This is a genomic window from Anaeromassilibacillus sp. An250 (assembly GCF_002159845.1).
GTDB lineage: Bacteria > Bacillota > Clostridia > Oscillospirales > Acutalibacteraceae > Anaeromassilibacillus > Anaeromassilibacillus stercoravium.
The window spans coordinates 80809-105229 of the sequence record NZ_NFJK01000004.1; the positions used below are offsets into that span (position 1 = coordinate 80809).

Annotated in this window: 20 protein-coding genes and 1 tRNA gene; 16 read left to right on the plus strand and 5 right to left on the minus strand. The window is 56.3% G+C overall.

Annotated elements, in window-relative coordinates:
- Positions 1 to 57 precede the first annotated feature (57 nt).
- Genes B5F54_RS04655 through dusB form a run of 3 tightly spaced genes read right to left on the minus strand, consistent with a single transcriptional unit; the run spans position 58 to position 2885 of the window.
- Positions 58 to 948 (minus strand): hypothetical protein, encoded by an 891-nt coding sequence (locus tag B5F54_RS04655; RefSeq protein ID WP_087231189.1) that lies wholly within the window; start codon positions 946 to 948, stop codon positions 58 to 60.
- A gap of 12 nt (positions 949 to 960) precedes the next feature.
- Positions 961 to 1896 carry a ComEC/Rec2 family competence protein gene (locus B5F54_RS04660; protein WP_207651952.1) on the minus strand — a complete coding sequence of 312 codons (936 nt, stop codon included), beginning with the start codon at positions 1894 to 1896 and terminating at the stop codon, positions 961 to 963.
- On the minus strand, positions 1893 to 2885 hold the full coding sequence (dusB, locus tag B5F54_RS04665; RefSeq protein ID WP_087231194.1) for a tRNA dihydrouridine synthase DusB: 993 nt from the start codon (positions 2883 to 2885) through the stop codon (positions 1893 to 1895). The genes B5F54_RS04660 and dusB overlap by 4 nt, the downstream gene beginning before the upstream one ends.
- 275 nt (positions 2886 to 3160) lie before the next feature.
- Here dusB and B5F54_RS04670 point away from each other — a divergent pair, with 275 nt between their 5' ends.
- The 12 genes from B5F54_RS04670 to lysS all read left to right on the plus strand — a co-directional run bounded on the left by B5F54_RS04670 (position 3161) and on the right by lysS (position 17300).
- Entirely contained in the window at positions 3161 to 3577 is a 417-nt protein-coding gene (locus B5F54_RS04670) for a MarR family winged helix-turn-helix transcriptional regulator (protein WP_172749574.1), read from the plus strand.
- Between the two features lie 172 nt (positions 3578 to 3749).
- A complete protein-coding gene (polA, locus tag B5F54_RS04675) occupies positions 3750 to 6362 on the plus strand; it encodes a DNA polymerase I (protein ID WP_172749576.1) in 2613 nt (870 codons plus the stop codon).
- A gap of 1073 nt (positions 6363 to 7435) precedes the next feature.
- Positions 7436 to 8254, plus strand: coding sequence for a putative RNA methyltransferase (locus B5F54_RS04680; RefSeq protein WP_087231203.1), 819 nt, complete (start codon positions 7436 to 7438; stop codon positions 8252 to 8254).
- Positions 8255 to 8277: 23 nt separating this feature from the next.
- The gene (locus B5F54_RS04685; protein WP_087231206.1) at positions 8278 to 9450 is read left to right on the plus strand and encodes a glycosyltransferase 87 family protein; all 1173 of its coding nucleotides are present in this window, start codon (positions 8278 to 8280) and stop codon (positions 9448 to 9450) included.
- Positions 9447 to 9899, plus strand: a complete 453-nt coding sequence (gene rimI / locus B5F54_RS04690) for a ribosomal protein S18-alanine N-acetyltransferase (RefSeq protein WP_087231209.1) — start codon at positions 9447 to 9449, stop codon at positions 9897 to 9899. Before B5F54_RS04685 ends, rimI begins: the two co-directional genes overlap by 4 nt.
- 12 nt (positions 9900 to 9911) lie before the next feature.
- Entirely contained in the window at positions 9912 to 10928 is a 1017-nt protein-coding gene (gene tsaD / locus B5F54_RS04695; protein ID WP_087231212.1) for a tRNA (adenosine(37)-N6)-threonylcarbamoyltransferase complex transferase subunit TsaD, read from the plus strand.
- A gap of 138 nt (positions 10929 to 11066) precedes the next feature.
- Positions 11067 to 12833, plus strand: coding sequence for a phosphoenolpyruvate carboxykinase (GTP) (locus B5F54_RS04700; RefSeq protein WP_087231215.1), 1767 nt, complete (start codon positions 11067 to 11069; stop codon positions 12831 to 12833).
- A 236-nt stretch (positions 12834 to 13069) separates the two neighbouring features.
- Complete coding sequence (locus tag B5F54_RS17915; RefSeq protein ID WP_087231218.1) at positions 13070 to 13504, plus strand: TM2 domain-containing protein; 435 nt, start codon at positions 13070 to 13072, stop codon at positions 13502 to 13504.
- Between the two features lie 213 nt (positions 13505 to 13717).
- Positions 13718 to 13795, plus strand: a tRNA-Pro gene (locus B5F54_RS04715).
- A gap of 268 nt (positions 13796 to 14063) precedes the next feature.
- Positions 14064 to 14942: an LD-carboxypeptidase gene (locus tag B5F54_RS04720; RefSeq protein ID WP_087231223.1), complete on the plus strand. Its 879-nt coding sequence runs from the start codon at positions 14064 to 14066 to the stop codon at positions 14940 to 14942.
- A 245-nt stretch (positions 14943 to 15187) separates the two neighbouring features.
- The gene (gene greA, locus B5F54_RS04725) at positions 15188 to 15676 is read left to right on the plus strand and encodes a transcription elongation factor GreA (RefSeq protein WP_087231226.1); all 489 of its coding nucleotides are present in this window, start codon (positions 15188 to 15190) and stop codon (positions 15674 to 15676) included.
- A gap of 115 nt (positions 15677 to 15791) precedes the next feature.
- Complete coding sequence (gene lysS / locus B5F54_RS04730; RefSeq protein ID WP_087231229.1) at positions 15792 to 17300, plus strand: lysine--tRNA ligase; 1509 nt, start codon at positions 15792 to 15794, stop codon at positions 17298 to 17300.
- 170 nt (positions 17301 to 17470) lie between these two features.
- Here the strand turns inward: lysS and B5F54_RS04735 are convergent, their stop codons facing one another.
- Both B5F54_RS04735 and B5F54_RS04740 read right to left on the minus strand, forming a co-directional pair.
- Positions 17471 to 18700, minus strand: coding sequence for a site-specific integrase (locus B5F54_RS04735; protein ID WP_087221583.1), 1230 nt, complete (start codon positions 18698 to 18700; stop codon positions 17471 to 17473).
- 57 nt (positions 18701 to 18757) lie between these two features.
- Positions 18758 to 18958 carry a hypothetical protein gene (locus B5F54_RS04740; protein ID WP_006573960.1) on the minus strand — a complete coding sequence of 67 codons (201 nt, stop codon included), beginning with the start codon at positions 18956 to 18958 and terminating at the stop codon, positions 18758 to 18760.
- A gap of 767 nt (positions 18959 to 19725) precedes the next feature.
- Between B5F54_RS04740 and B5F54_RS17545 the strand changes: the two genes are divergently transcribed.
- From B5F54_RS17545 to B5F54_RS04755, 4 genes are all read left to right on the plus strand, one after another.
- Positions 19726 to 19887 carry a hypothetical protein gene (locus tag B5F54_RS17545; RefSeq protein ID WP_172749578.1) on the plus strand — a complete coding sequence of 54 codons (162 nt, stop codon included), beginning with the start codon at positions 19726 to 19728 and terminating at the stop codon, positions 19885 to 19887.
- 2 nt (positions 19888 to 19889) lie between these two features.
- Complete coding sequence (locus tag B5F54_RS04745; RefSeq protein WP_071430849.1) at positions 19890 to 20954, plus strand: YqaJ viral recombinase family nuclease; 1065 nt, start codon at positions 19890 to 19892, stop codon at positions 20952 to 20954.
- 17 nt (positions 20955 to 20971) lie between these two features.
- A complete protein-coding gene (gene recD2 / locus B5F54_RS04750) occupies positions 20972 to 23242 on the plus strand; it encodes an SF1B family DNA helicase RecD2 (RefSeq protein WP_087231232.1) in 2271 nt (756 codons plus the stop codon).
- A gap of 68 nt (positions 23243 to 23310) precedes the next feature.
- The gene (locus B5F54_RS04755; RefSeq protein WP_087231235.1) at positions 23311 to 24396 is read left to right on the plus strand and encodes a hypothetical protein; all 1086 of its coding nucleotides are present in this window, start codon (positions 23311 to 23313) and stop codon (positions 24394 to 24396) included.
- Positions 24397 to 24421: the final 25 nt, after the last annotated feature.

The following is a 24421-nucleotide window of genomic DNA, read 5'->3' on the forward strand; positions in this document are numbered from 1 at the left end:
CTGTGGCGCATCTGCGGAAGAATCCTTTGCAGGCGGGCTGCCCACGGGCGGAGAGATTTATTTGGCGAGCGAAATGCTCACATTCTTGTTGAACTTTTGTGCGAACGCCTCCGCCTCGGGGCGGTTTTCCGGCTTGACCGGGACAAAGAAGGATTCCCCAGAGACGCACGGGAAACAGAGGGAGAGCTCGCCTTGCGCAGAGGATACCACGGACGCCTCCCCGACGGCGCTGCGGAAGAGATAGGCGACGTCGATGGCGTTTTCTGCGATCTTCTCCAAAGCGAGGCCCCGGCCCATGAGCGCAGCGAGATATTCCGTATCCTCTATGCGCTTCAGGCTCTTTGCGTTGCGCTTCTGCTGCTCCGGCGTGATGTTTTTATCCCAGTAATACGCCAGGATGGTATCGTCAAAGCGGTAAACGAAATCCAGATAGCTGCACATCTTGAAGGTCTTTTCCTGGAGGGAAACGATGGTATCCGCTTGGTTTTTGCTGCGCGCTTCGCTCGGCTGTGTAAAGGGGTTCCGCAGAAGAAGCTCGAATACCGGGTAGAAGAGTTCTTCCGTGGCCGCGTTGAAGTGCAGCATGATGGTTTGCGGCTCGTTGCTTGCCGAATAACCGATCGTCATGCGGTTGTCCAGAAGGCGATGGGAATATAGGGCATAGAAAATGGTATCGGCCTCGATCACCGTGGGGGCCACGCCGCCCAGGGGCTGCTTTTGAATATAGAGGAGGCGGCGCCCCATCCAGGCGAGCACATACTCCGGCTTTTCCGTGACCCAGTGGTTGGTCTGCCGGACAAAAATGACCTGCGAGATGGGCATCCCCTGCTCCATCCACTCCGCCACATGCGGGCGGTACGGCGCGGGGAGTTCCTCCAACGTGTTGACGTGGCGCGGCCAAAATTCCCGCGCACGCGAGGTGTCGATTTTAAAATTTTTCAGAAACATGGCTGTGCTCCTTTACTTGACAAGAGATCCGAGGCCGGTCTGGAAGGTGACGTCCGTCCCGTCGCACACAGCCAGGATGGTGTCCTGTTCGTCGGTGCGGTAAATTTGGACGCCAGCGTCGTTGAGTTTATCCAGCGTTTCACGGTGCGGATGGCCGTAGTCGTTGTCCACCCCGCAGGAGATCACCGCGTATGTGGGCTGGACGGCCTGCAAGAACGCCGCGCTGGTGGAGGTGGAACTCCCGTGGTGGCCGCATTTCAGGACGTCGCTGCGCAGGTCGTAGCCTGCGTGGAGCATTTCCTCCTCGCTGTCCGCCTCCGCGTCGCCGGTGAACAAGAAGCTCTTCTGCCCACAGGTGAGCTTTGCTACAATGGAATAGCTGTTTAGGTCCGCATAGGAGTCGGCGTTCGGGGCGAGAAATTCCAATTTGATGCCATCGTCGTCCAGGATGGTCATCCCGCCGCGGCCGGGTGTGATCGAAAGGCCTTTGTCCGCGATCGCTTCCAAAAGGCGCTCGTAGGTGCGCGTGGTGGGCGTTTGGCTGTCCGCCACCTTTGGCAGGTAGACGTCGCCAATGGGAAATGCGTTGACCACCTCATCCATCCCGCCGATGTGGTCCTCGTGCGGGTGCGTGGCGATCAGGGTGTCGATCTGCTCCACACCGAGCTGTTCCAGGTATTGGACCAACTTGTCTCCCGTTGCGTTTGTCCCCGCGTCGATCAGGATGTTCTGCCCGTCCGGCGTGCGGATCAGTTCGCAATCCCCCTGCCCGACGTCGATAAAATAGACCGAGGTGGAGCCTTCCGGGATGACCGCGGCGTCTGTTGCGTTGGACAGGATATCGTTCCAATGCAGGCGGATGCCGCTGACCGATGCAATGATTAAGATGGCTGCTACCACCAGCCAGGATGAAACACGGCGTACCGTGCGGCTTGGCCGTTTACTCATACAGATCCCTCCCCATGATTTAGATTGGCTTCTAAAACGCATTTGACCAGCTCTTTCAGGTCTTCGCGGGTCGCCAAGGTGCCCGCGCGCCGGCGGAATTCCGCCGCGCCGCGCATGCCCTTGAGATACCAGCCGACGTGCTTGCGGGCCTCGCGCATGGCGTGCGCCTCGCCCTTATATTGGCACATCTGCTCGATGTGCTTCACCATCACCGTCAGGCGCTCAAAAAGGCCCGGCCCAGGGATGATGCAGCAGGAGTCCGTCAGATATGCGTTGATCTGCTGGAAGATCCAAGGGTTCCCCAGCGCCCCGCGGCCCACCATCACCAGGTCGCAGCCGGTCTGCTGCAAGAGCTTTGCGGCGTCCTGCGCGCTGGTCACGTCGCCGTTGCCCATGACCGGGACTTTCACAGCTTCTTTGACCTGCCGGATGATGTCCCAGTCGGCGGAGGGTTCATACATCTGGTCGCGCGTGCGCCCATGGACCGCGATGGCGTCCGCGCCCGCTTCCTCGCAGATTTTTGCGACCTCCACGGCATTGACCGAGTTGCGGTCCCAGCCCTTGCGGATTTTCACCGTGACGGGCACGGGGACCGCCCGTTTGACCGCTGCGACGATCTCCCCGCACAGGGGCGGGTTTTTCATCAGCGCGCTGCCGGAACCGTTCCCGGCGACCTTTGGCACCGGGCATCCCATGTTGATGTCGATCACGTCCGGATGGTACGCCATGGCCTTTTTTGCAGCCAACGCCAGGACCGCGGGTTCGTCGCCAAAGAGCTGAATGCCCGCGGGCCGCTCCGCGCCGCCCAGCTCCATGAGGCGGCCGGTGTTTTTGTCGTTGTATTGCAGGCCCTTGGAGCTGACCATTTCGCTTACCACATAGGACGCGCCAAAGCGTGTGCAGAGCTCGCGGAAGGCACGGTCGGTGACGCCGGCCATGGGGGCCAGCACGGCGCGCCCTTCCAATTCCAAATTCCCAATCTTTACCATTCGAATACTCCGTATTTCTTTAATATTGTTGGAAAGCCGGTTCCCGGGGAGGGTTCCCCGCCCGTATCGGGCGAAAAACCGGCTGCCTGTTCTTTTCGCAAATACCCATTGCAAACGCGGAATATAAGAAGTCAGAGGGATTCTCTGAAAGATAGTGGCAAATGACACTTTTTATTATATTCCAAAACGTTGGCTTGTCAATAGATAGTTGCTTTTGCCACGATTTTTCGCTATAATCGAAACACAACAAACGAAAAAAGGTGAAGGACATGCGATTGCCAGATCGAAATATTGCCGCCTTGTTGATGATTTACCGCAAAATCAACGCCTGGCGAAGCGAACACGCTGCGCCACTGGGTCTTTCCTCCTCGCAGGTTACCATTATCATTGAGACCTGCAAAAATAGCGGCATTTCCCAGACCGAGCTTGTGAAACGGCTTTCCCACGAAAAAAGCGTCGTGGCAAAAGCCATTGCAAAGCTGATTGCAGCCGGATATATCACCAGGGAGCAGAATCCCAAGGACAAGCGGGCGTTTAACCTGTTCCCAACGGAAAAGGCCCAGGAGGTCTACCCCATGTTGGTCGGACAGGGGGACCAGTGTATGGAACGGCTGACCGCAGGATTGACGCCGGAGGAAAAGGAGGAGCTGGGCGTCCTGCTGGAAAAAATGGTGGAGAACACACAGCTTTAAGGCGTTCGGAAAACCAAAGAGGGCGGGCCCCACGGCCGCCGGTTTCTCCCTTTTGCGGTGTGGTTGCCCCAGCAGGCGGAAATAATAAAGGATAGATGCTATTATAGCACTTAAAATTCCCTTCGGAAAGTGATATAATAAAACAATTGACTGATAAGACGGGAGAGACATCATGAAACTGCTTGTTTTGGACGGAAACAGCATCCTGAACCGCGCCTTTTATGGCATCCGCCTGCTGAGCACCAAGGAGGGGCTGTATACAAACGGCATTTACGGCTTTATGACCATGCTGGAAAAGCTGAAGCATGAGACGGAGCCGGATGCGGTGGCGATTGCCTTCGACATGCGCGCCCCGACGTTCCGGCATAAAGAGTATGCAGGTTATAAGGCGCAGCGCAAGGGGATGCCGGAGGAGCTGGCGCAACAGCTGCCGAACCTCAAAGAGCTATTGCGGCTGCTGGGCTACCGCCTGGTGGAATGCGAGGGCTTTGAGGCGGACGACATCCTTGGGACGTTGGCCGCGAAATGTACGGAGACCGGGGACACCTGTGTGATTGCCACCGGGGACCGCGACAGTCTCCAGCTTGTCAATGCGCAAGTGACGGTGCGCCTGGCGGCCACCAAAATGGGACAGCCGCAGGTGACCTTTTACGATGAGGCGAAAATTTTGGAAGACTACGGCGTTACGCCGCCGCAGTTGATCGATATCAAGGCCATCCAGGGCGACAGCTCGGACAACATCCCCGGCGTGGCGGGCATCGGCCCTAAGGGGGCGGGCGAGCTGATCCAGAAATACCATGACCTCGATCATATTTATTCAAATATCGATACGCTGGACATCAAAGAGGGGATGCGCCAGAAGCTGATCCGCGACAAGGACAGCGCTTACCTGAGCCGCTACCTGGGCACCATCCGGCGGGATGCGCCGGTCGACACGGAGTTGGCCGACTATATCCCCACCGAAGGCGACCGGGAGGGTGCGGCGCGCCTGCTCGTCAAGCTGGAGATGTTCTCCCTAATCGAAAAATTGGGGCTGAACGTCCCCACCGCGGCGCCGGAAACGAATGTCCAGGAACCCGCCCATGAGGTGGTGCAGGGTGCGCCGGACACGCTGTTTGACCAGCTTCGCGCAGCAGGGCGCGCGGATTGCCTGGTCTGGTATGAGGATGGCCAGGTGTATCGCGTATACATCGGCCGGGAGGCCCGTGTATATGAGTTGGAAGGGATGGATTTCCTGCGCAAGCTGTGTGCGTGCAGCGAGATCCGCATCAACACCCACGACGTCAAGCCGCTGTATGCGGCGCTCGGCGGCGAAGAAATCCCGGGCGGGGCGTTTGACACCATGTTGGCAGCCTACCTGCTGAACCCGTCCGCGTCGTCCTACGATGTGACGCGGTTGGCGCAGGAATACAACCTCCCGTTGGAGCTGCCGGAGCAGGAGGCGCTCAAGCGCGGCGATGTGGAGGGGAAACGGCGGCAGACGGAGGCGCTGTTCCGCGCGCAGGCGGCGGTTTTCCCCGCGCTGGTGGACAAGCTGGCGGAACAGATCGCCCGGAACAACCAGACGGAGCTTTTGGAAACGATTGAATTGCCGCTGGCGCGCGTACTGGCACATATGGAGGCGATCGGCTTTTTGGTGGACGCCAAGGGCATTGCGCAGTACGGCGAGATGCTCCAGGCGGAGATCGACCGCATTCAGGGGGAGATTTACCAGTCCGTGGGCTATGAGTTCAACATCAACAGCCCGCGGCAGCTCGGCGACGCCCTCTTTGAGAAGCTCGGATTGCCGCATGGAAAAAAGACTAAGACGGGCTATTCCACCAAGGCGGAGATTTTGGAAAACCTGCGCTATGAGCATCCAGCGGTCGAAATGATTTTGAATTACCGCAGCTTGACGAAACTGAAATCGACCTACTGCGACGGCCTGACCAAGGTGATCGCCGCGGACGGGCGGATTCATTCCAATTTCAACCAGACCGAGACGCGCACAGGGCGCATCAGCTCCACGGAGCCCAATTTGCAGAATATCCCGGTGCGCACGGATCTGGGACGCGAGATGCGCCGCTTCTTTGTGGCAAAAGAGGGATGTGTGCTGGTGGATGCGGACTATTCCCAGATTGAGCTGCGCGTGTTGGCGCATGTGGCGAACGACCAGAATATGATCGATGCCTTTTTGCACGACGACGACATCCACAGGATCACAGCCGCACAGGTGTTCCACATGCCGGAGCAGATGGTCACCCCGATGATGCGCAGCCGGGCCAAGGCGGTCAATTTTGGCATTGTGTACGGCATCGGCGCGTTCTCCCTGGCGAAGAACATCGGCGTTACCCGCAAGGAGGCGGAGCAATATATCCACGATTATCTGGCGCATTACAGCGGCGTGGACGATTATATGAAGCGAGTGGTGGAGCAGGCCAAGGAGCAGGGGTATGTAGAGACCATGTTTGGGCGCAGGCGCTACCTGCCGGAACTGGCGTCCTCCAATTTCAACATGCGCGCATTCGGGGAGCGTGTGGCGCGGAACATGCCCATCCAGGGCACGGCTGCGGATATCATCAAGATCGCGATGATCCGCGTGGAGGACCGGCTTCGCAAAGAAGGCATGAAGTCCCGGCTGATCTTGCAGGTACACGACGAGCTGATTGTAGAAGCGCCCGAGGACGAGGCGGAGAAGGCCGCCGCCGTCCTGACCGAGGAGATGCGCAGCGCGGCGCAGCTATCCGTTCCGCTGATCGCTGACGCCGGGATCGGCAAATCCTGGTTCGACGCCAAAGCAGGCTGAGCAGGCTGAGCCTGCACGCACGGCCGGCGCAGGGCTTTCTGCGAAGAGCAAGCGAAGTGACGCCGGACAGAAAGGACAAGCTCCCGTCAGGCTGAGCCTGCACGCACGGCCGGCGCAGGGCTTTCTGCGAAGAGCAAGCGAAGTGACGCCGGACAGAAAGGACAAGCTCCCGTCAGGCTGAGCCTGCACGCACGGCCGGCGCGGAGCTCTCTGCGGGGAGCAAGCGAAGTGACGCCGGACAGAAAGGACAAGCTCCCGTCAGGCTGAGCCTGCACGCACGGCCGGCGCAGGGCTTTCTGCGAAGAGCAAGCGAAGTGACGCCGGACAGAAAGGGGAAGCTTCCGCCAGGCTGAGCCTGCACGCACGGCCGGCGCAGGGCTTTCTGCGGAGAGCAAGCGAAGTGTACGCCGGACAGAAAGGGGAAGCTCCCGTCAGGCTGAGCCTGAATGCACAGCCGGCGCAGGGCTCTCTGCGAAGAGCAAGCGAAGTGACGCCGGACAGAAAGGGGAAGCTCCCGTCAGGCTGAGCCTGCACGCACGGCCGGCGCAGGGCTCTCTGCGAAGAGCAAGCGAAGTGTACGCCGGACAGAAAGGATAAGCTCCCGTCAGGCTGAGCCTGCACGCACAGCCGGCGCGGGGCTTTCTGCGGGGAGCAAGCGAAGTGTACGCCGGACAGAAAGGGGAAGCTCCCGTCAGGCTGAGCCTGCACGCACGGCCGGCGCGGGGCTCTCTGCGGAGAGCAAGCGAAGTGACGCCGGACAGAAAGGACAAGCTCCCGTCAGGCTGAGCCTGCACGCACGGCCGGCGCGGGGCTCTCTGCGGAGAGCAAGCGAAGTGTACGCCGGACAGAAAGGACAAGCTCCCGTCAGGCTGAGCCTGCACGCACGGCCGGCGCGGGGCTTTCTGCGGGGAGCAAGCGAAGTGACGCCGGACAGAAAGGACAAGCTCCCGTCAGGCTGAGCCTGAATGCACGGCCGGCGCGGGGCTCTCTGCGGGGAGCAAGCGAAGTGACGCCGGACAGAAAGGACAAGCTCCCGAAGAGCAAATGATAATGAAAAGAAGGGAGGGGGAAACGTGTTTATCTGCCCTGTCTGCGGAAATCTGTTGCAGAAAGAGGAAAAAGCCTATACGTGTCCGAAGGGGCACAACTACGATTTGGCGAAGGAGGGATACGTTTATCTCCTTCCGCCCAATAAAAAGCATTCAAAGGACCCCGGCGACAACAAACAGATGGTGGCCGCACGGCGTGCGTTCCTGGAGACGGGCCTATATCAGCCCTTTAGCGATGAGCTGAACCGGCTGGCGCTGGAGTATCTTGGGGAAAACAGGTCGCCAGTTGTGCTGGACGCAGGATGCGGAGAAGGCTATTACACCGGCCGGTTGGCGCTGGCGCTCGGGGAACGGGCGCGGGTGTTTGGGTTTGATATATCCAAATGCGCGGTGCGCGCTGCGGCAAAGCGGTACCGGGAGATCGCGTTTGCGGTGGGAAGCAGCTTCGGGATCCCTTTTGCGGATGCTGCGGCCGACCTGGTGGTGAACGTCTTCGCGCCGATTGTCCCCGAAGAGCTGGCGCGCGTGGTCAAACCGGGCGGCCACTTGATTTTGGCGGTGCCGGGGGAAAGGCATCTCTATGGATTGAAAGAGATTTTGTATGAACATCCGTATGAGAACCCCTATAAGGAGACGGAGTATCCTGGATTCACCTTTTTGCAGCGCACTGCGGTTGCAAGGGAAATCACGATCACCGATCCGCAGACCATGCTCAATTTGTTTGCAATGACCCCATATTATTGGAAAACCGGCGTTGAGGGCGGGGAAAACCTGCGCCAAACGCAGCGGTTGGAGACACATATTGAATTTCATTTTCTGGTCTACCAAAGAAATCTTACATAAATTTCCGAAAGGGGCGGGCACGCTTGGAAACGACAAAACGCGCGCGTGAGGAAGTCCGATGGGAGGACATGCTGTTTCTCCTTTTGATTTCCGGCGCCGCGCTGCTGACGCGGTTTTACTTATTTCCGATTGAGTCGAACGACTATCAACAATTCTTACAGAACTGGTTTGCGACCTTGAAGGAGAACGGCGGGCTGGCGGCCATCGGGATGAACATCGGCGATTATATGCCGCCGTACTTTTATATTTTAGCGTTGCTGACCTATCTGCCGTTCAACGATTTGTATTTGATCAAATTGGTCTCCTGTACGGCGGATTTTGTATTGGCCTATTATGTGATGCGGGCGGTTAGCCTGCGGTATCCCGGAAGGCCCCAGGGCTTTATGGCCTATGCGGTGGTGCTCTTTTTGCCCTCGGTGGTGTTGAATTCCGCGGCATGGGCACAGTGCGACGCGATGTATACTGCGGCGTTGCTCGCATGCCTGTATTATCTGTTGGTCAACCGCCCCAACCGGGCGGTGCTGGCGTTTTCCATTGCGTTTGTCTTGAAATTGCAGGCGATTTTCTTTGCGCCGTTTTTGCTTTTGTTGGTTTTGAAGCGGAAGATCAAATTGCGCAGTTTGGTGCTAATCCCAGCAGTATATATTCTATCGATTATACCAGCTGCAATCATGGGCAGGAGCCTATGGGACCTGCTCACCGTGTATGTCTCGCAGTCAAAGCTCTACACGAGCCTTTGCATGTCCATCCCGAATTTGTATGCGTTTCTCGGGAATGTCGCCTCCGAACCGTTGGGGGATGCGGGCGTCATCTTCGCGGGCGGCGCGGTGCTGATGCTGCTCTATGCGCTGTACCGGAAGGAATACACCATCACGCCGGACATTCTGGTGACCATCGGGCTGCTGTTTGCCATCTTAATGCCGTTTATCCTGCCGCACATGCATGAACGGTACTATTTCTTGGCGGACATCGTCAGCGTGGTGTTCGCGTTCTATTTCCCGAAAAAGCTCTATGCGGCGGTGATTATGTGCGTTTCGTCCGCCTGTGCGACCGCGAATTATCTGTTTGGGCTGGTATATTACCCGCAGCAGCTTTTGGCCGTTGCAATCCTGATCAACCTGGTATTGCTGATGAAGCATCTGTGGGAGCTGCTTTCGCAGAACCCCATCCAGCGGCGCGTGGAGGCGGCGGTATGAGCCTTGCGATCGTTCCCATGGAGGGGCGGCATCTGGACGAACTGGCGGAGATCAGCCGGTTGTGCTTTTCCATGCCGTGGAGCCGGGACGGGCTGGCGGCGGAGCTCTCCAGCGATACGGCCCATTTTTGGGTGGCGGAAGAGGCGGGCCGCTGCCTTGGGTTTGCCGGGATGCACGCGGTGTGCGGGGAGTGCTATGTGGACCTGGTCGCCGTGCATCCGGCGGAACGCCGCCGGGGGATTGGCGAACAGCTGGTCCGGCAGATGATCGCATGGATGGAGGAACAGCACGGGGAATTCATCACCCTGGAGGTGCGGGTGTCGAATGCGCCCGCGATTGCCCTGTATGAAAAGCTGGGCTTTGAGCAGGCCGGCGTGCGCAAGGGGTTTTATGAGGACAACCACGAGGATGCCTTGCTCCTGACCCGGCCCGCAAAGGGGATTCAATAAAGGGGGAAGCTTATGAAGATATTGGCATTGGAGAGTTCCTGCGACGAGACCGCTGCGGCGGTTGTGGAGGATGGGCGGCTGGTCCGTTCGTCCGTCATTGCGTCGCAGGTGGAGGAACATAAATTGTACGGGGGCGTGGTGCCGGAGATCGCCTCGCGTAGGCATTCGGAGGCCATTGTCCCGGTTACGCAGAAGGCCCTGGACGACGCTGGTGTGACGCTCGACGAAATCGATGCCATCGCCGTGACATACGCCCCCGGTCTAATCGGGGCGCTGTTGGTGGGGGTCAATTTTGCAAAGGGGTTGTCGCTCTCCGCGAAAAAGCCGCTGATCCCCGTCCATCATCTGCGCTCCCATATCGCGGCAAACTATATCACCGCGCCGGAACTGGAGCCGCCCTTTTTGTGCCTGGTGGTGTCCGGAGGCCATACGCACATTGTGGAGGTCAACGGGTATACGGACCTCCGTGTGATCGGCTGCACAAGGGACGACGCGGCGGGCGAAGCCTTTGACAAGGCGGCGCGCGCCATGGGGATGCCGTATCCGGGCGGCGTGGAGATGGACCGGGTTGCAGAGAACGGGGACCCGATGGCGTTCCGCCTGCCCCATCCCAAGGTGGACGGCGCGCCCTACGATTTCAGCTTTTCCGGCTTGAAGACGGCGGTGATCAACCTGATCCACAACGCCAAACAGAAGGGCGAGGAGCTGCCGGTCCCGGATCTGGCCGCTTCCTTCCGCAAAGCGGTGGTGGACTGCCTGGTGCAGAATTTTGTAAAAGCGGCGGAAGCGTCTGGAAGCAAGAAGCTTGTGATTGCGGGCGGCGTATCGGCAAATTCCCTGCTGCGGCGCCGTCTGGACGAAGAGTGCAGAAAGCACGGATGGAAGCTGTATATGCCGGCGTTAAACCTCTGCGGCGACAATGCGGCGATGGTGGGCGCGCAGGGATATTACGAATTCTTGGCGGGGAATACCGCGGGGCTGGACTTAAACGCCTGCGCGGAAATGCCCATACAGGGCCCACAGGGATGAAAGAGAGGTTCCAAAAACCTGCACGAATTTGGAAAATAGGCTAGGTATTCACAAATTTTTAATTGCTATTTTTGCGACAATGTACTATACTTAAACCAGTAATGTGAATTTGGCCATTGGGCCGGAAGGAGAACACTTATGACAAAAAATGAATCCGTTTTGAATTGGATTGAAAACATGAAAAAGCTTGTCAATCCGGACAATGTGATGTGGATTGACGGCTCTGAGGAACAGCTCAACCAGCTGCGCGCAGAGGCTTGCTCCACGGGCGAAATGATTAAGTTGAACGAGGAGAAGCTCCCGGGCTGCTACCTGCACCGCACGGCGGTCAACGACGTGGCTCGCGTGGAGGGCAGAACCTACATTTGCTCCCGCAAGGAAGAGGATGCAGGCCCCACCAACAACTGGATGGAGCCGCAGGCAGCGTATAAGATGCTGTTCGATATTGCGAAGGATAGCTATAAGGGCCGCACGATGTATGTCATCCCGTATTCCATGGGCCCGATCGGTTCCCCGTTTGCGAAGATCGGCGTGGAGCTGACCGACTCCATCTACGTTGTCATGAACATGAGCATCATGACCCGCGTAGGCGAGAAGGTTTGGGACGTTCTCGGCGACAGCAACGACTGGGTGCGCGGCCTGCACTGCAAGTGCAACATCGATGAAGAGAAGCGCTATATCTGCCACTTCCCGGAGGACAACACCATCATCTCCGTGAACTCCGGTTACGGCGGGAACGTGCTGCTGGGTAAGAAGTGCTTTGCACTGCGCATCGCTTCCTACCAGGGCAAGACCGAAGGCTGGATGGCAGAGCATATGCTGATCCTCGGCCTCGAGAACCCGAAGGGCGAAGTGAAATATATCACCGCTGCATTCCCGTCCGCGTGCGGCAAGACCAACCTGGCCATGCTGATCCCGCCGGAGGGCTACAGAGCGAAGGGCTACAAGGTTTGGACCGTCGGCGACGACATCGCTTGGATGCGCATTGGTCCGGACGGCCGCCTGTGGGCGATCAACCCGGAGAACGGCTTCTTCGGCGTAGCACCGGGCACGAACGAAAAGTCCAACCCGAATGCACTGCACACCACTGGCAAAGGCACGATCTTCACCAACGTTGTGCATAACCTCGACGACAACACCGTGTGGTGGGAAGGCCTCGATAAGAATCCGCCGGAGCATGCGGAAAACTGGAAGGGCGAGCCGTGGAACGGCAAGACCTCCACTGAGAAGGGCGCGCATCCGAACAGCCGCTTCACGGCGCCTGCAAAGAACTGCCCGTGCATCAGCTCCGAGTTTGAGAACGGCGCTGGCGTGCCGATCTCTGCAATCGTGTTCGGCGGCCGCCGTGCACAGACCACCCCGCTGGTGTATCAGTCCCGCGATTGGAACAACGGCGTGTTCGTTGGCTCCATCATGGCTTCCGAGACCACCGCTGCTGCGACCGGTGCGGTCGGCGTAGTGCGCCGCGACCCGATGGCAATGCTGCCGTTCTGCGGTTATCATATGGGCGACTACTTCAAGCATTGGATCGAGATGGGCGAGAAGCTGGGCGACAAGGCTCCGAAGATCTTCAACGTCAACTGGTTCCGTCTGGACGACGAGGGCAACTTCATTTGGCCGGGCTTCGGCGACAACCTCCGCGTCCTCGAATGGATCATCAACCGTTGCGAAGGAAAGGTGGATGCCCAGGAGACCGCAATCGGCTATGTACCGTATGCGGAGGACATCAACCTGGAAGGCCTGGACTTCAGCGTCGATACGTTGAAGAGCATCCTGGCGGTCGACAAGGACCAGTGGACCAAGGAAGCCGAGGGCATCGAGGAGTTCTACAAGAAGTTTGGCGACAAGCTGCCGCAGGAGCTCCGCGATCAGCTGAATACCCTCAAGGCGAACCTCGCAAAATAAGGAAATTGACCCGCAGGGGTTTGGGAGCGTTCCGGGAGACCGGAACGCTCTTTTTGTTTGGAACCGGCCTGCCCGGTGGGATGTTTCCGGAGGGGAACGGCGGCGGTTGGCGAAGGGGATGGAACGATGCCCTGAAAATTGGAAACAGTTGCCGGGTCGGTTCCGTTGACATGGCTTTTCTTCCCGTGGTATGATGAGGGCATTGATTGAGCATCTTGGGAATAGGAGTTTTGAATATGAAATGTACAAGGTGTGGATTTGACAATCCATATGACGCCCATTACTGCAAGCAATGCGGCACCCCGTTGGAGGCCGCTGCTCCGCAGGGGCAAGCGGGCCCGGAAGGCCCCGAGGCTGGCCAGCAGCACGCGGCGCCGCCTCCCTATACGTACCGGGAAGGGCAGTGGAACCCGCCGCCCCCGACGTATTATGCCCCGCCGAACTATCCGCCTTATATGGAGGTTGTTTCCGCATCGAGCAGATGGGTCGCGCTGCTTCTGTGCATTTTTTTGGGCGGGTTGGGCGTCCACCGCTTTTATGTAGGCAAGATCGGCACGGGTGTGATCTACCTGTTGACCGGCGGCGTCTTTGGCATCGGCTGGCTGGTGGACGTGATTCTAATCGCCTGCGGGAGTTTCACGGATTCTGCGGGCGCGCCTTTGAAGCGATAGGAATTTCGAAATATGGAGAAACGTTCAGATGGGGAGAGGCCTTTTCATTGTAAATGGAGGGGCCTTCCCTGTTTTTTCTTCAGAGGGCGTGGGACTTCGAAATACATCCGTCGTATATTTTGCGGCAAGAAAAACTCGAAAAACGGCCGGGGATGTAAGTTCGCTCTTGATTTTTTTGGGAATCTATGCTATCATAAATAGCGTTCTAAAAATCCGGGTGTAGCGCAGTTTTGGTAGCGCGCTTGAATGGGGTTCAAGAGGCCGCAGGTTCAACTCCTGTCACTCGGACCAGGCTGAGCCTGGACGCAAGTCGCGTTCCAGGTTCGGCTTTTTCTTTTTATGGATCGCTCGCGTTTGGGGCGGGGATCTAGGTTGCTATTTTTACAGTAAATGTTCATAAATGCATACGTGGGGACAATCCATCGGACGATTGTCCTCATTTTTATATCCAAACCGGTCTGTTGTGCATGGAATTGTGGTGAAAGGGTTGATCGGTGCCCCCAAAGGGTGTATGGTAATAGCGCGAATAAAATGCTTGCAGCGGAATGGAGGAAAAAGAATGTTTCGGTTGTATCCAGGCGATCAAGTTGGGATTGTGGCATGTTCGGATGCATTGCCGCGCCAGGAAGAGGGACGCATACGGGAATTGTCCCGTATATTGACACGGCTGGGGCTGGTTCCGGTGTTCAGTGACCACATTTTTGAGCCCAGCGGCACGCACTTGATAGAAGCTGGGCTGCGCGCGGACGCACTGATGCGGTTTTATGCAGACCCTTCCATCAAAGCCATCTTTGACATTTCGGGCGGCAACCTGGCGAATGAGCTATTGCCCCTCTTGGATTATCCGCTTATAAAAGGCAGTCAAAAGCCTTTTTGGGGGTACAGCGATTTGTCAACAATCATCAATGCCATCTACACCATGACGGGGAACACTTCCTATTTGTTCCAGGTCAAAACCCTCACCTGGGAGCATGGCGGGCAGCAGGAGCTGCTTTTTCAGCAGTCTTTGCTGGAGGGCAAGGACGCCCTTTACCGGGTGGACTGGGATTTCGTCCAGGGCGAGCATATGGAGGGCGTGGTGATCGGCGGAAATACCCGCTGTTTTCTGAAGCTTGCGGGCACGCCCTATATGCCGGATTTTTCGGATAAGATTCTGTTCCTGGAAAGCCTTGGAGGTGGCAAGCCGGAGCTGATTACCTATTTGAATCAGCTGAAGCAGATGGGAGCTTTTCAAAAAATCTCCGGGCTGCTTTTGGGGACGTTTACGAAATTCGAAGAGAAAGAAAGCCCGTCGGACCTCACCAAGTTGGTTCAGGCGGCCGTCGGCGACCCGGCGCTCCCGATTGCCAAGACGCAGCAAATCGGGCATGGCAGCCAATCGAGATGTTTCATCATCGGGACGCATTACGATCTTTACAAAACGAAGCCTATGGAATGAAGAACCCGCAGCTTGGCATGGCGGTCTGCGGCCGGAAGTCCTTGGCAGGTTGCCGGCTTTCCTGTTGGGAAATCTATGTTAGGAAGATTCCCTCTTTGGCAGGGCTTTTGTACAAAGGGATTTTTCCCCAGCGGCCCGGCAAGTGTTGACACGGGGCGGCGGCATCATTATAATAAAAAGAAATGTACGCATTTTTCAAAACGCCGCGCCGCGGGCGGGGCGATCATAAAAGGTGGTAAGAGTATATGGCAGGAAAACAGGTGATCTTGACCCAGGAGGGCCTGGAAAAGCTGGAGCAGGAGCTGGAAGAGCTCAAAAGTGTCAAACGAAAAGAAATTGCAGAAAAAATTAAAGTGGCCCTGTCCTTCGGCGACCTGTCCGAGAACAGCGAATACGACGAGGCAAAGAACGAACAGGCCATCATGGAAGCGCGCATTGCGGACATTGAAGTTACACTCAAAAATGTGAAGGTCATTGACGAGAGCGAACTCAGCAACGAGAATATTCACATTGGTTCCAAGGTCGAAGTGCGCGTCAACAATCCGCGCACGGGCAAGACGGACGTTTACAATTATAAAATTGTCGGTTCCAACGAAGCGGACCCGCTTTCCGGCAATATCTCCGATGAGTCCGCCGTGGGCAAGGCCCTGTTGGGCCACGGCATCGGCGACAAGATCGAAGTGGAGGTTCCGGCAGGGATGATGGAGTACGAGGTGCTCGCCATCTCCAAATAAGAAACAAGGCGGCGTGTGGATGGCGGCGAAGCGCGTCCCGGCCGCTTTTTCTTTTTCTAAGGGAAACAAGGAAGCCTGCGCCCCGAGCGCCGGCAAAAGATAGGGAGAGCTGAACATGAGCGAAAATAAGAACGAGCAGCCGCAGGCTGTGCAGACCGAACAGGAATTGAACGAACTCCTCCAGATCCGCCGGGATAAGCTGGCAAAGCTCCAAGAGGCGGGGAAAGACCCGTTTGCGATTACAACCTGCCCGCGGGATCACTATGCCCAGGAGATCCGCGACCAGTTTGAGACGCTGGAAAACCAGGACGTCTGCATTGCGGGCCGCGTTATGAGCTGGCGCGATATGGGCAAGGCCAGCTTCCTGGACATCCACGACAAGACGGGCCGGATGCAGGTCTATGTCAAGATCGACGAGGTCGGGGAAGAGACCTATAAGGAAATGAAGGCCTGCTGGGATTTGGGCGACATCATCAGCGTCAGCGGCTTTGTCTTTAAGACGAGACGGGGCGAGATCTCGGTCCATGCGAAGGAGATCAAGCTGCTCAGCAAGTCCTTGCTGCCGCTGCCGGAGAAATTCCACGGCCTGAAGGATACCGACCTGCGGTACCGCCAGCGCTATGTGGACTTGATCGTCAATCCGGAGGTCAAGGATACGTTTGTGCGCCGTTCCCAGATTGTGACGGAGATCCGCAATTTCCTCAATGAAAAGGGCTTCTTGGAGGTCGAGACCCCTGTGCTGCACACCATCGCGGGCGGCGCTTCGGCAAGGCCGTTTATCACGCACCACAATACCCTGGACATGGATATGTACCTGCGCATTGCGCTGGAGCTTTACCTCAAGCGGCTGATTGTCGGCGGATTCGATAAGGTCTATGAATTGGGCCGCTGCTTCCGCAACGAGGGAATGGACACCCGCCACAACCCGGAATTCACCATGCTGGAGCTGTACCAGGCGTACACCGATTACAACGGCATGATGGACATCACTGAGGAGCTCATCCGCACCGTGGCGCAGAGGGTGCTGGGCACGACGGTGATCACCTACGGCGATGTGGAGATCGACTTGGGCAAGCCGTTTGAGCGCATTTCCATGGTGGATGCGGTCAAGAAGTATGCGGGCGTGGACTTTGATGCGATTGCGACCGACGAAGAGGCGAAGGCTGTGGCCAAGGAGCATCATATCCAGTATGAGGAGCGCCACAAGAAGGGCGACATCCTGAACCTGTTCTTCGACGAATATTGTGAGGAAAAGCTCATCCAGCCCACCTTCCTGATGAACCATCCGGTGGAGATTTCCCCGCTGGCGAAGAAGATGCCGGGGAATCCGGCATACACCGAGCGGTTCGAGCTCTTCATTGTTGGGCGCGAGCATGCGAATGCATTCTCCGAGCTGAACGACCCGATCGACCAGCGCCAGCGCTTCGAGGCGCAGGCGGCGCTCAAGGCGGCGGGCGACGAGGAAGCATGCGATGTGGATGAGGATTTCCTGACCGCGCTGGAATACGGTATGCCGCCCACGGGCGGGCTGGGCATCGGCGTGGACCGTCTTGTGATGCTGCTGACCAATGCGGCATCCATCCGCGACGTCCTGCTGTTTCCGACGATGAAGCCATTGGACTAAAATTCCACAATATATAGTGTCTGACGAAACATGACGGCACAAGATGTAGTAAATAGGGCTTACAACTACAACTTTTCTACAACTTTTGCTTGAAATCAGACGGCATCAGACGGGCCAAAATGAAGGGCAAATCCGTGTTTTTTATGCGGATTTGCCCTTTTTTGCAATTTTCACATTAGCACCAAATTACCCTTGATTGCCTCTGCTTTTTCCCTCATGTTTTCTTGCGTAATATGCGTGTAAATATCCATAGTTGTGGAAAAATCAGCGTGGCCCATCACTTGCTGGATAAACTTGATGTCGTTGGTGCTTTCACAGAGCCGCGTGCAGAATGTGTGTCTCATGTTATGTACGCTAAAATGCGGCAGCAGTTCCGGCTCACGATCTTCCAGTTCAGCCTGATCCATTTCTTCGGCGTTGTAGGCGATGGAGATACGCTGGATGGCCCGATTGATATTGTGGGCACTGAGAAAATAACCTTCCCGATTCCTAAAAAGGAAACCGTGATACCCATTCATCACAAGGTCTTCCGGATAGAGGGTGTCCATGACTTCAATCAATGTGCGGAGCTGTTCAGCAACCTGCGGATACAGGATAGGGATGGTGCGGGTGCCGCTGGCTGTTTTAGGGGTGGTGATATGAAAACCTGCTTTCCCATCAATCACGCGATAGATCAAGTTGTGATTGACAGAGATGGTGTTGTTCTCCAGGTCCACATCATTTTTAGTTAAGCCGGTACATTCCGCAACACGCATTCCCGTACCGAGCAGTACGACCATGACAGGCAGCCAGTGGCTATACATCGGTGACTTGGAAATGAACCGAAGGAAGTTCTTCTGCTGTGTCATGGTCAGCGCGATTCTTTTCTTCGGGGGCGCCCCGGCTCCCTCTGTTTTGAGAGAGCGGTAGACGCCTTTGCTTGGATTTTTTCGGATGTAGTCATCATCGACCGCCAATTCAAGCGTGGGGTGAATCAGGTTATTGATGCTTTCCAAGGAATTGACCGCAAAGCCTTTTTTCAAAAGCTTCGTGTAAAATGTCAGGATGTCGCTCTTTCGGATGTTGGGCAGGGGAATGTTGGCAAACGGCTCATCCTTCACATAGTTGCTCCAAAGATATTCGTAATTCGCCCGTGTAGAAGCCTTTAACTGGATCTTCGTATCCATGAGGACTTTGAACATATCATTTAGGGTGATTTTCATAGCCTCCTGGGTGCGAATACCGTCTTCGCTGTCACGGTTGAGCACTTTTTCTTTGGCCCGCAGGCTGGCAAGGTCAAAATCATAAATGTACTTTTTCTTCTTACCCAGCTTATAGACAAACATATAGCTGCCGTCTGAGCGTTGTGTTTCTCCTGGCCGCAGGTTGCGGCCTTTGTTGTCTTTTCTAACTTTTGGCATAGGCTGATACCTCCCGATGTTTTGTGTGTTGCTGTGCCCGGAATGGGCAAGGTTCTGTTAGCATGAGATCTCGTACAAATATTCCTTCACGCGCTGAACGCTCCAAAGGACACGAGAATTCATGGTAATGCGGGCGTGGGCCAGGTCGCCGATCTGGACGGCCGTGTGCCGCCCGCAGTCGAGCAGTTTGCAAAGCGATTCCGTATCGACCGCCAAGCACTGATCCGGTGAAAGGTCATTGGGTTTTCTTTTTTCCATAATTGCCCTCCTTTATTTGCAATTACATATATCCTTTACTGTTTGTAGAAGAAGGTTTTCAACAAAAACAATGAAGTCATTCAAATTCATCGGGAAGTGTAGGGTCTCTTCCAAAGGCCATTTCCTGCGCCGGGGCTTTCCGCCGCGTATTGCCAGGGCCCGCTGTGCGGTATTTCAATCGTGGGCGGGCTCCATGTGGTCATCGCACACTGTCCGCGATCCCTGTATAACTCCAATGGAAAAGGTTATGGGGCTTGTCAAGGTACAAAAAGAGCGTGCAGACTGACTATGGAATCCCATGCCATGTCTGTACGCCCTATATATAGGAGATGGCGGCCAAATTTCTGCAAATCCTGTGCCTTTAGATAAATTTATTTGCATATTGCCATTTTCAGTAACAGAAATATACTATATATAGACTATATATCTTGACTAACGCAAGATGTTGTGCTACACTGTTTCTGTAATTGATTTTTGTGCGCTCCCCTTGTGGGATACAGACTTAGTTTCTGTACCGCGGATTGAAAAATCTGCATTGCACACGCAGTCAAGATTGTACTTGTGCCAGTAGTATTACTGCGCCCCTCTGGGCCAGTATATTACTGGCTTTTTTATTTTTCCGGGACTTTTGTTCCCATCAGCGAGGATGACTTTGGTTCATAGGCAGCTATGGACATCAGGCGTTACGGCCTTTGTCACCCTCGCTTTTTTTCTGCCCAAATGCCGGAAACGGCTTTGAGGATATATCAAAATTACAGAAGGCAGGTATGAACATGAATGTAAAAAAGCGAAGTCAGGAGTCTCTGACGAGTAAGAGGAAACCGATGGAGAGCTGGCGGCAGTATCAGAAACTGAACCAGTCCGCACAGAAGCATTGCCCGGTGATTCGGGCGCCCGTCATTCCCCGCAGGACGCGGAGGGGGTGTTGAGTATGCCGGCAGGCAGTGTGGCTGTCAAAGAGCGGCATCAGCCCATGGTGCTGGTGGATACGGCAGGCTTGTCCGAAGAAGAATGGCTTGCCTACCGCCGGAAAGGTATTGGAGGCAGCGATGTTGCAGCTCTGCTGGGCATTTCACCGTGGCGGACGGCCCGGGATCTGTTTTATGACAAGCTGAACATTGCCGTGGTCGAGGACCATGAGGACAACTGGGTGGCCCTGGAGATGGGACACCTGTTGGAACCGCTGGTGGCGAAGATCTTCCAGCACCGGACCGGCTACAAGGTCTATCAGATCAAAAAGATGTTCCAGCACCCGAAGTATCCCTGGATGCTGGCGGATGTGGACTACTTTGTAGAACTGCCGGACGGCACCACCGCTATTCTGGAGATCAAGACCACAAACTACAACGCCAAAGATAACTGGTGGCTGGATGGTGAGGAAACCATTCCGGCCTACTATGAGTCCCAGGGGCGGCATTACATGGCCGTCATGGATGTGGACCGCTGTTTCTTCTGCTGCCTGTATGGCAACAACGAGCAGGAAAGTATTATCCGTGATATGCAGAGGGATCTGGCCTATGAGGATGAGATGATTTTCCTGGAGCAGAATTTCTGGGAAAATCATGTGCTTACCAGAACGCCGCCGCCTTACACCGAAGATGGAGACCTCGTGATCGAGAGCGTGCGCCGGTACACTGGCCCCGCTGACAAGGAGGCCCCCGCTGTGTCACTCGATTTATCTCTGACGGCCAAGCTGATGCGTTTTCTCCAGCTTCAGGAGCAGAAAAAAGGCGCAGAAGCCGGCAAAAAGGAAATCGAGGAAGATATGAAGCGACTGAAGGCTGCCATCATTGCCAAAATGGGGAAAAGCTGCAAAGCCATTTGCCAGCAGGATGGGGTGAACTATACCGTCACTTACAATCCGATACGAACCCCTGGTATCGACAAGGATAATCTGAAACGGTTGAAGCTGGACCACCCGGACATTTACGAACAATATGTGACTGTCTCAGTGTCACGCCGGTTCGTAGTCAAGTGTGACGGCGAGGCGGCATAAAAGGAGGGAAAAAAGAAGTGATCCATAGAGGAACTTATGACGGGACGATCTACCACAACCCCGTAAACAGGTTCTGCATCATCAGCGTAAAAACCGCTGATAAGGAGGTGCCCCAGGAGGCTCGTTCCACCCGCCGGTACAAGGACCACCTGATCCGCTTTGTTGCGACGGGCTATGAACTGCCCCGCACGGACGCGGTAGAGCTGGAACTGGACGGCGAATGGACAAAGGGCAAATATGGTGTGCAGCTTCAGGTGGAACAGTGGCGTGAGATCGTTCCCAAGACCAGGGACGGTGTGGAGGGCTATCTGGCCTCCGGCCTCATCAAAGGCATCGGGCCGGCAACTGCCGCGCAGATCGTTTCCCGGTTTGGCGTGGAAACGCTGGATATTCTGCAAAATCACCCCGAGCGGCTGCTGGAGGTCAAGGGCATTACGGAAAGCAAGCTGGAGGACATCAAAACCTCGTATGCGGAGAGCCGGATGCTCCAAGACCTGATGACGCTGCTCTCCCCATTCAAGATCACGCCGAAAACGGCCCTAAAGATTTACCAGCACTTTGGGCCCGCCAGTGTGGATATTTTGAAAAAGAGTCCCTTTGAGTTGTGCCAGGTATCCGGTTTTGGATTTCTCCGGGTAGATGCCATCGTTCAGAAAAACGGCGGCGACCTGCATGACCCCATGCGGGTCAAGGGCGCACTGTTCTGGGCGCTGGAGGACAGCAAGGGCGGCAAAGGACATTTGTTCCTGCCTGGTGAAACTTTGCGGAAGGAGGCTCTTCGGCTTCTCAACGCAAAGATCCCCGTCCCGTCTCTCCGGCTTCATGAACAGGAGGTCGCGGATGTGCTTCAGGACATGATTCTTCATGGCGAGGTGGTATCCGTCAAAGATAACATCTACCTGCCCCGCACATTCGCACAGGAAGATGAAACGGCCCGGCGTATTGCCATGCGGCTGATAGAGCCGTCTGCGCCGGAGCGCATTGAGCAGGCGCTGGAGCAGGTCAAGCGTGAAATGGGGCTTGTGCTGTCTCCCAAACAGGAGGCAGCGGTCTACGCGGCTTACCGCCACAGCCTGTCCATTATCACAGGTTCTCCCGGCACCGGCAAGACAACGGTGCTCAAGACCATTTTGGAAGTCTACCGCCGCCTGCATCCGAAAGGCGAAATCGTTCTGATGGCGCCGACCGGCCGTGCCAGCCGTCGCATGGCGGAAAGCACTGGCTTTGACAAGGCGCGGACGCTCCACAGCGGCCTGGGCCTTGGCAGTGAAGAAGATGACGCCAACCGCAGCAGACAGCAGGAGCCGTTGTCGGCGGACCTGATCATCGTGGACGAGTTTTCTATGGTGGATATGTGGCTGGCAGACAAATTTTTTTCCCGCATCAAGGATGGGGCCCGTGTCGTTCTTGTGGGCGACCCCGACCAGCTCCCCAGTGTGGGCGCCGGGACTGTGTTCCGCGAACTGATCGACTGCGGCCTGATTCCCGTCACAGTGCTGGACCAGATCTTCCGCCAGTCCAAGGACAGCCTGATCGCTTATAACGCCAAATTCATCAACGAGGGCAACACCAAGCTATATTTTGGGCCGGACTTTGTATTTATGGCAAGCGATAACCAGGCAGAGGCCGCGGAGCGGATCATCGCCCGTTACTGCCGGGAAATCGCGGAAAGCGGCATTGACCGGGTGCAGATTTTGTCCCCCTTCCGTTCGGAAGGCGCCGCATCGGCGGAACAACTCAACGAGGCCATCCGCGAGGTGGTCAACCCGTTCCGCTCTGCCGAGGAAGAAATCAAAATCGGCGTCAAAGTGTTCCGGGTAAACGACCGGATCATGCAGACCAAAAACACCGCCAAGGTGTCCAACGGCGACCTGGGATTTATCCGCTATATCAAAGACGATGAAAACGGCAAGCGTGTCGGCCTTGATTTTGGTGTGGGCCGAGAACTGGAATACAGCGTAGAGGATATGGTCAATCTGGACCTTGCCTACGCCACCACCATCCACAAGGCAATGGGCTCTGAGTATGAAACGGTCATCATGCCGCTTTTGAAAGCGCACACCGTCATGCTCTACCGCAACCTGCTCTATACCGGCATCACCCGTGCGAAAAAGCGTGTGGTACTGATCGGCCAAAAGCAGGTGCTGTTTATGGCGATCCATCGGAATGAAATCGTCAAGCGGAATACGCTTCTGGGTGCGCGCATCGGCATGTACTATAAGGCCTATGCCAAACGGGCCGGAATCACGGTCCCGGCAGCTCCGGAAGAATTGAAATATGCTGGTTAAAAAAGAGGCGCAAGGTGCAGAAAATTGCCCGGCGTCTCCTATTTATTACACAGGAAGGAGTATATAACATGAACGAAAACAATGCGAAAACGATGTACGAAACTGTGCCTGCGGCCGCTGAACTGAACAAGGTGCCGGGCTTTGACCCGCTCAAGTTCCTCCGCCGCACCAAAGACACCTTGAAGCTGGATCTGCCTTATCAGAAACTCTGGTTCCGCATGGCCCATCCCAATGGCCGTATGCGTCTGACGGCGCTGCGGATCACAGAGCAAATGGCAATTTTTGAGGCCAAGGTGTTTCTGGACCGCAGTGACGCGGAGCCGTTCAGTATGAGCACGGCCCAGCAGACTACTCAGGACAGCCGCGATTTCGTAAAAGCCGCCCAGAATGAGGCGCTGAGTCAGGCCCTTACGGACGCCGGTTTTGGCATCCAGCTGATAAGCGCCGACGCCCAGGCCGGTCCGATGGAAAAGAGGAGCGAAGCACCCGTAAAAAGGGCTGTAGAACCGCCCGCCAGTACGGTAGTGTGTGCGGCGCCCCAGCAGGAGCCCCACAGCGCCCCTCAGAAGGGCGATACGCCTGCCGAGGGGAAATCCCCTGCCAGACCGATTGAAGCGCCGCAAGGGGCGTTTGAGGCCGCAAGAACGGCAACCGTGACAACTGCCCCGCCGGAGGAAAACGCTGTTTCGGAAACGGTGGAGCAGCACCTGCCGGTGGAGCCCGAGAAAAAATTTGATAGGCTTCCGGTTGAGGTTTCGCCAAAAGCGGAACAGCCGGCGGCGGAGGATGAACAGGCGGATGAATTGCCTGTCCACGGCAATGTGACGGAGCTGCCAGTTCAGCACATGGAGAAGCCTGAACCTGCCGCCGAGCCGGTGCAGACCGAAGATGGCACTGCCGCGGCGGATACCGTAGCAGAGGCTCCCTCTTACACACAGGATACGCCTGTGGAGGATATCCTGAAGGTCATGACACTGGAGCAGGCCCAGCAGGTTGTTGTAGATGATGGCATCTGCCGGGGCATGACGATTGCTCAGGTGGCTGAGAAGCGCCCGGTCAATCTGCGGTATTACTTGATCCCAGGCAAAAGCAAAAACAACATGGTCCGCGCTGCCGCCCAGCTGGTTTTGAATTCGCTTCAAAAGGCCGGCTGATATGGCCCCCGGCGAGGGCATGAAG

Excerpts from the sequence above, each read along its gene's own strand:
- B5F54_RS04655 (WP_087231189.1), bottom strand. The coding sequence starts at position 948 with ATGTTTCTGAAAAATTTTAAAATCGACACCTCGCGTGCGCGGGAATTT.
- B5F54_RS04660 (WP_207651952.1), bottom strand. The coding sequence starts at position 1,896 with ATGAGTAAACGGCCAAGCCGCACGGTACGCCGTGTTTCATCCTGGCTG.
- dusB (WP_087231194.1), bottom strand. The coding sequence starts at position 2,885 with ATGGTAAAGATTGGGAATTTGGAATTGGAAGGGCGCGCCGTGCTGGCC.
- polA (WP_172749576.1), top strand. The coding sequence starts at position 3,750 with ATGAAACTGCTTGTTTTGGACGGAAACAGCATCCTGAACCGCGCCTTT.
- rimI (WP_087231209.1), top strand. The coding sequence starts at position 9,447 with ATGAGCCTTGCGATCGTTCCCATGGAGGGGCGGCATCTGGACGAACTG.
- tsaD (WP_087231212.1), top strand. The coding sequence starts at position 9,912 with ATGAAGATATTGGCATTGGAGAGTTCCTGCGACGAGACCGCTGCGGCG.
- B5F54_RS04700 (WP_087231215.1), top strand. The coding sequence starts at position 11,067 with ATGACAAAAAATGAATCCGTTTTGAATTGGATTGAAAACATGAAAAAG.
- B5F54_RS17915 (WP_087231218.1), top strand. The coding sequence starts at position 13,070 with ATGAAATGTACAAGGTGTGGATTTGACAATCCATATGACGCCCATTAC.
- B5F54_RS04720 (WP_087231223.1), top strand. The coding sequence starts at position 14,064 with ATGTTTCGGTTGTATCCAGGCGATCAAGTTGGGATTGTGGCATGTTCG.
- greA (WP_087231226.1), top strand. The coding sequence starts at position 15,188 with ATGGCAGGAAAACAGGTGATCTTGACCCAGGAGGGCCTGGAAAAGCTG.
- lysS (WP_087231229.1), top strand. The coding sequence starts at position 15,792 with ATGAGCGAAAATAAGAACGAGCAGCCGCAGGCTGTGCAGACCGAACAG.
- B5F54_RS04735 (WP_087221583.1), bottom strand. The coding sequence starts at position 18,700 with ATGCCAAAAGTTAGAAAAGACAACAAAGGCCGCAACCTGCGGCCAGGA.
- B5F54_RS04740 (WP_006573960.1), bottom strand. The coding sequence starts at position 18,958 with ATGGAAAAAAGAAAACCCAATGACCTTTCACCGGATCAGTGCTTGGCG.
- B5F54_RS17545 (WP_172749578.1), top strand. The coding sequence starts at position 19,726 with ATGAACATGAATGTAAAAAAGCGAAGTCAGGAGTCTCTGACGAGTAAG.
- B5F54_RS04745 (WP_071430849.1), top strand. The coding sequence starts at position 19,890 with ATGCCGGCAGGCAGTGTGGCTGTCAAAGAGCGGCATCAGCCCATGGTG.
- B5F54_RS04755 (WP_087231235.1), top strand. The coding sequence starts at position 23,311 with ATGAACGAAAACAATGCGAAAACGATGTACGAAACTGTGCCTGCGGCC.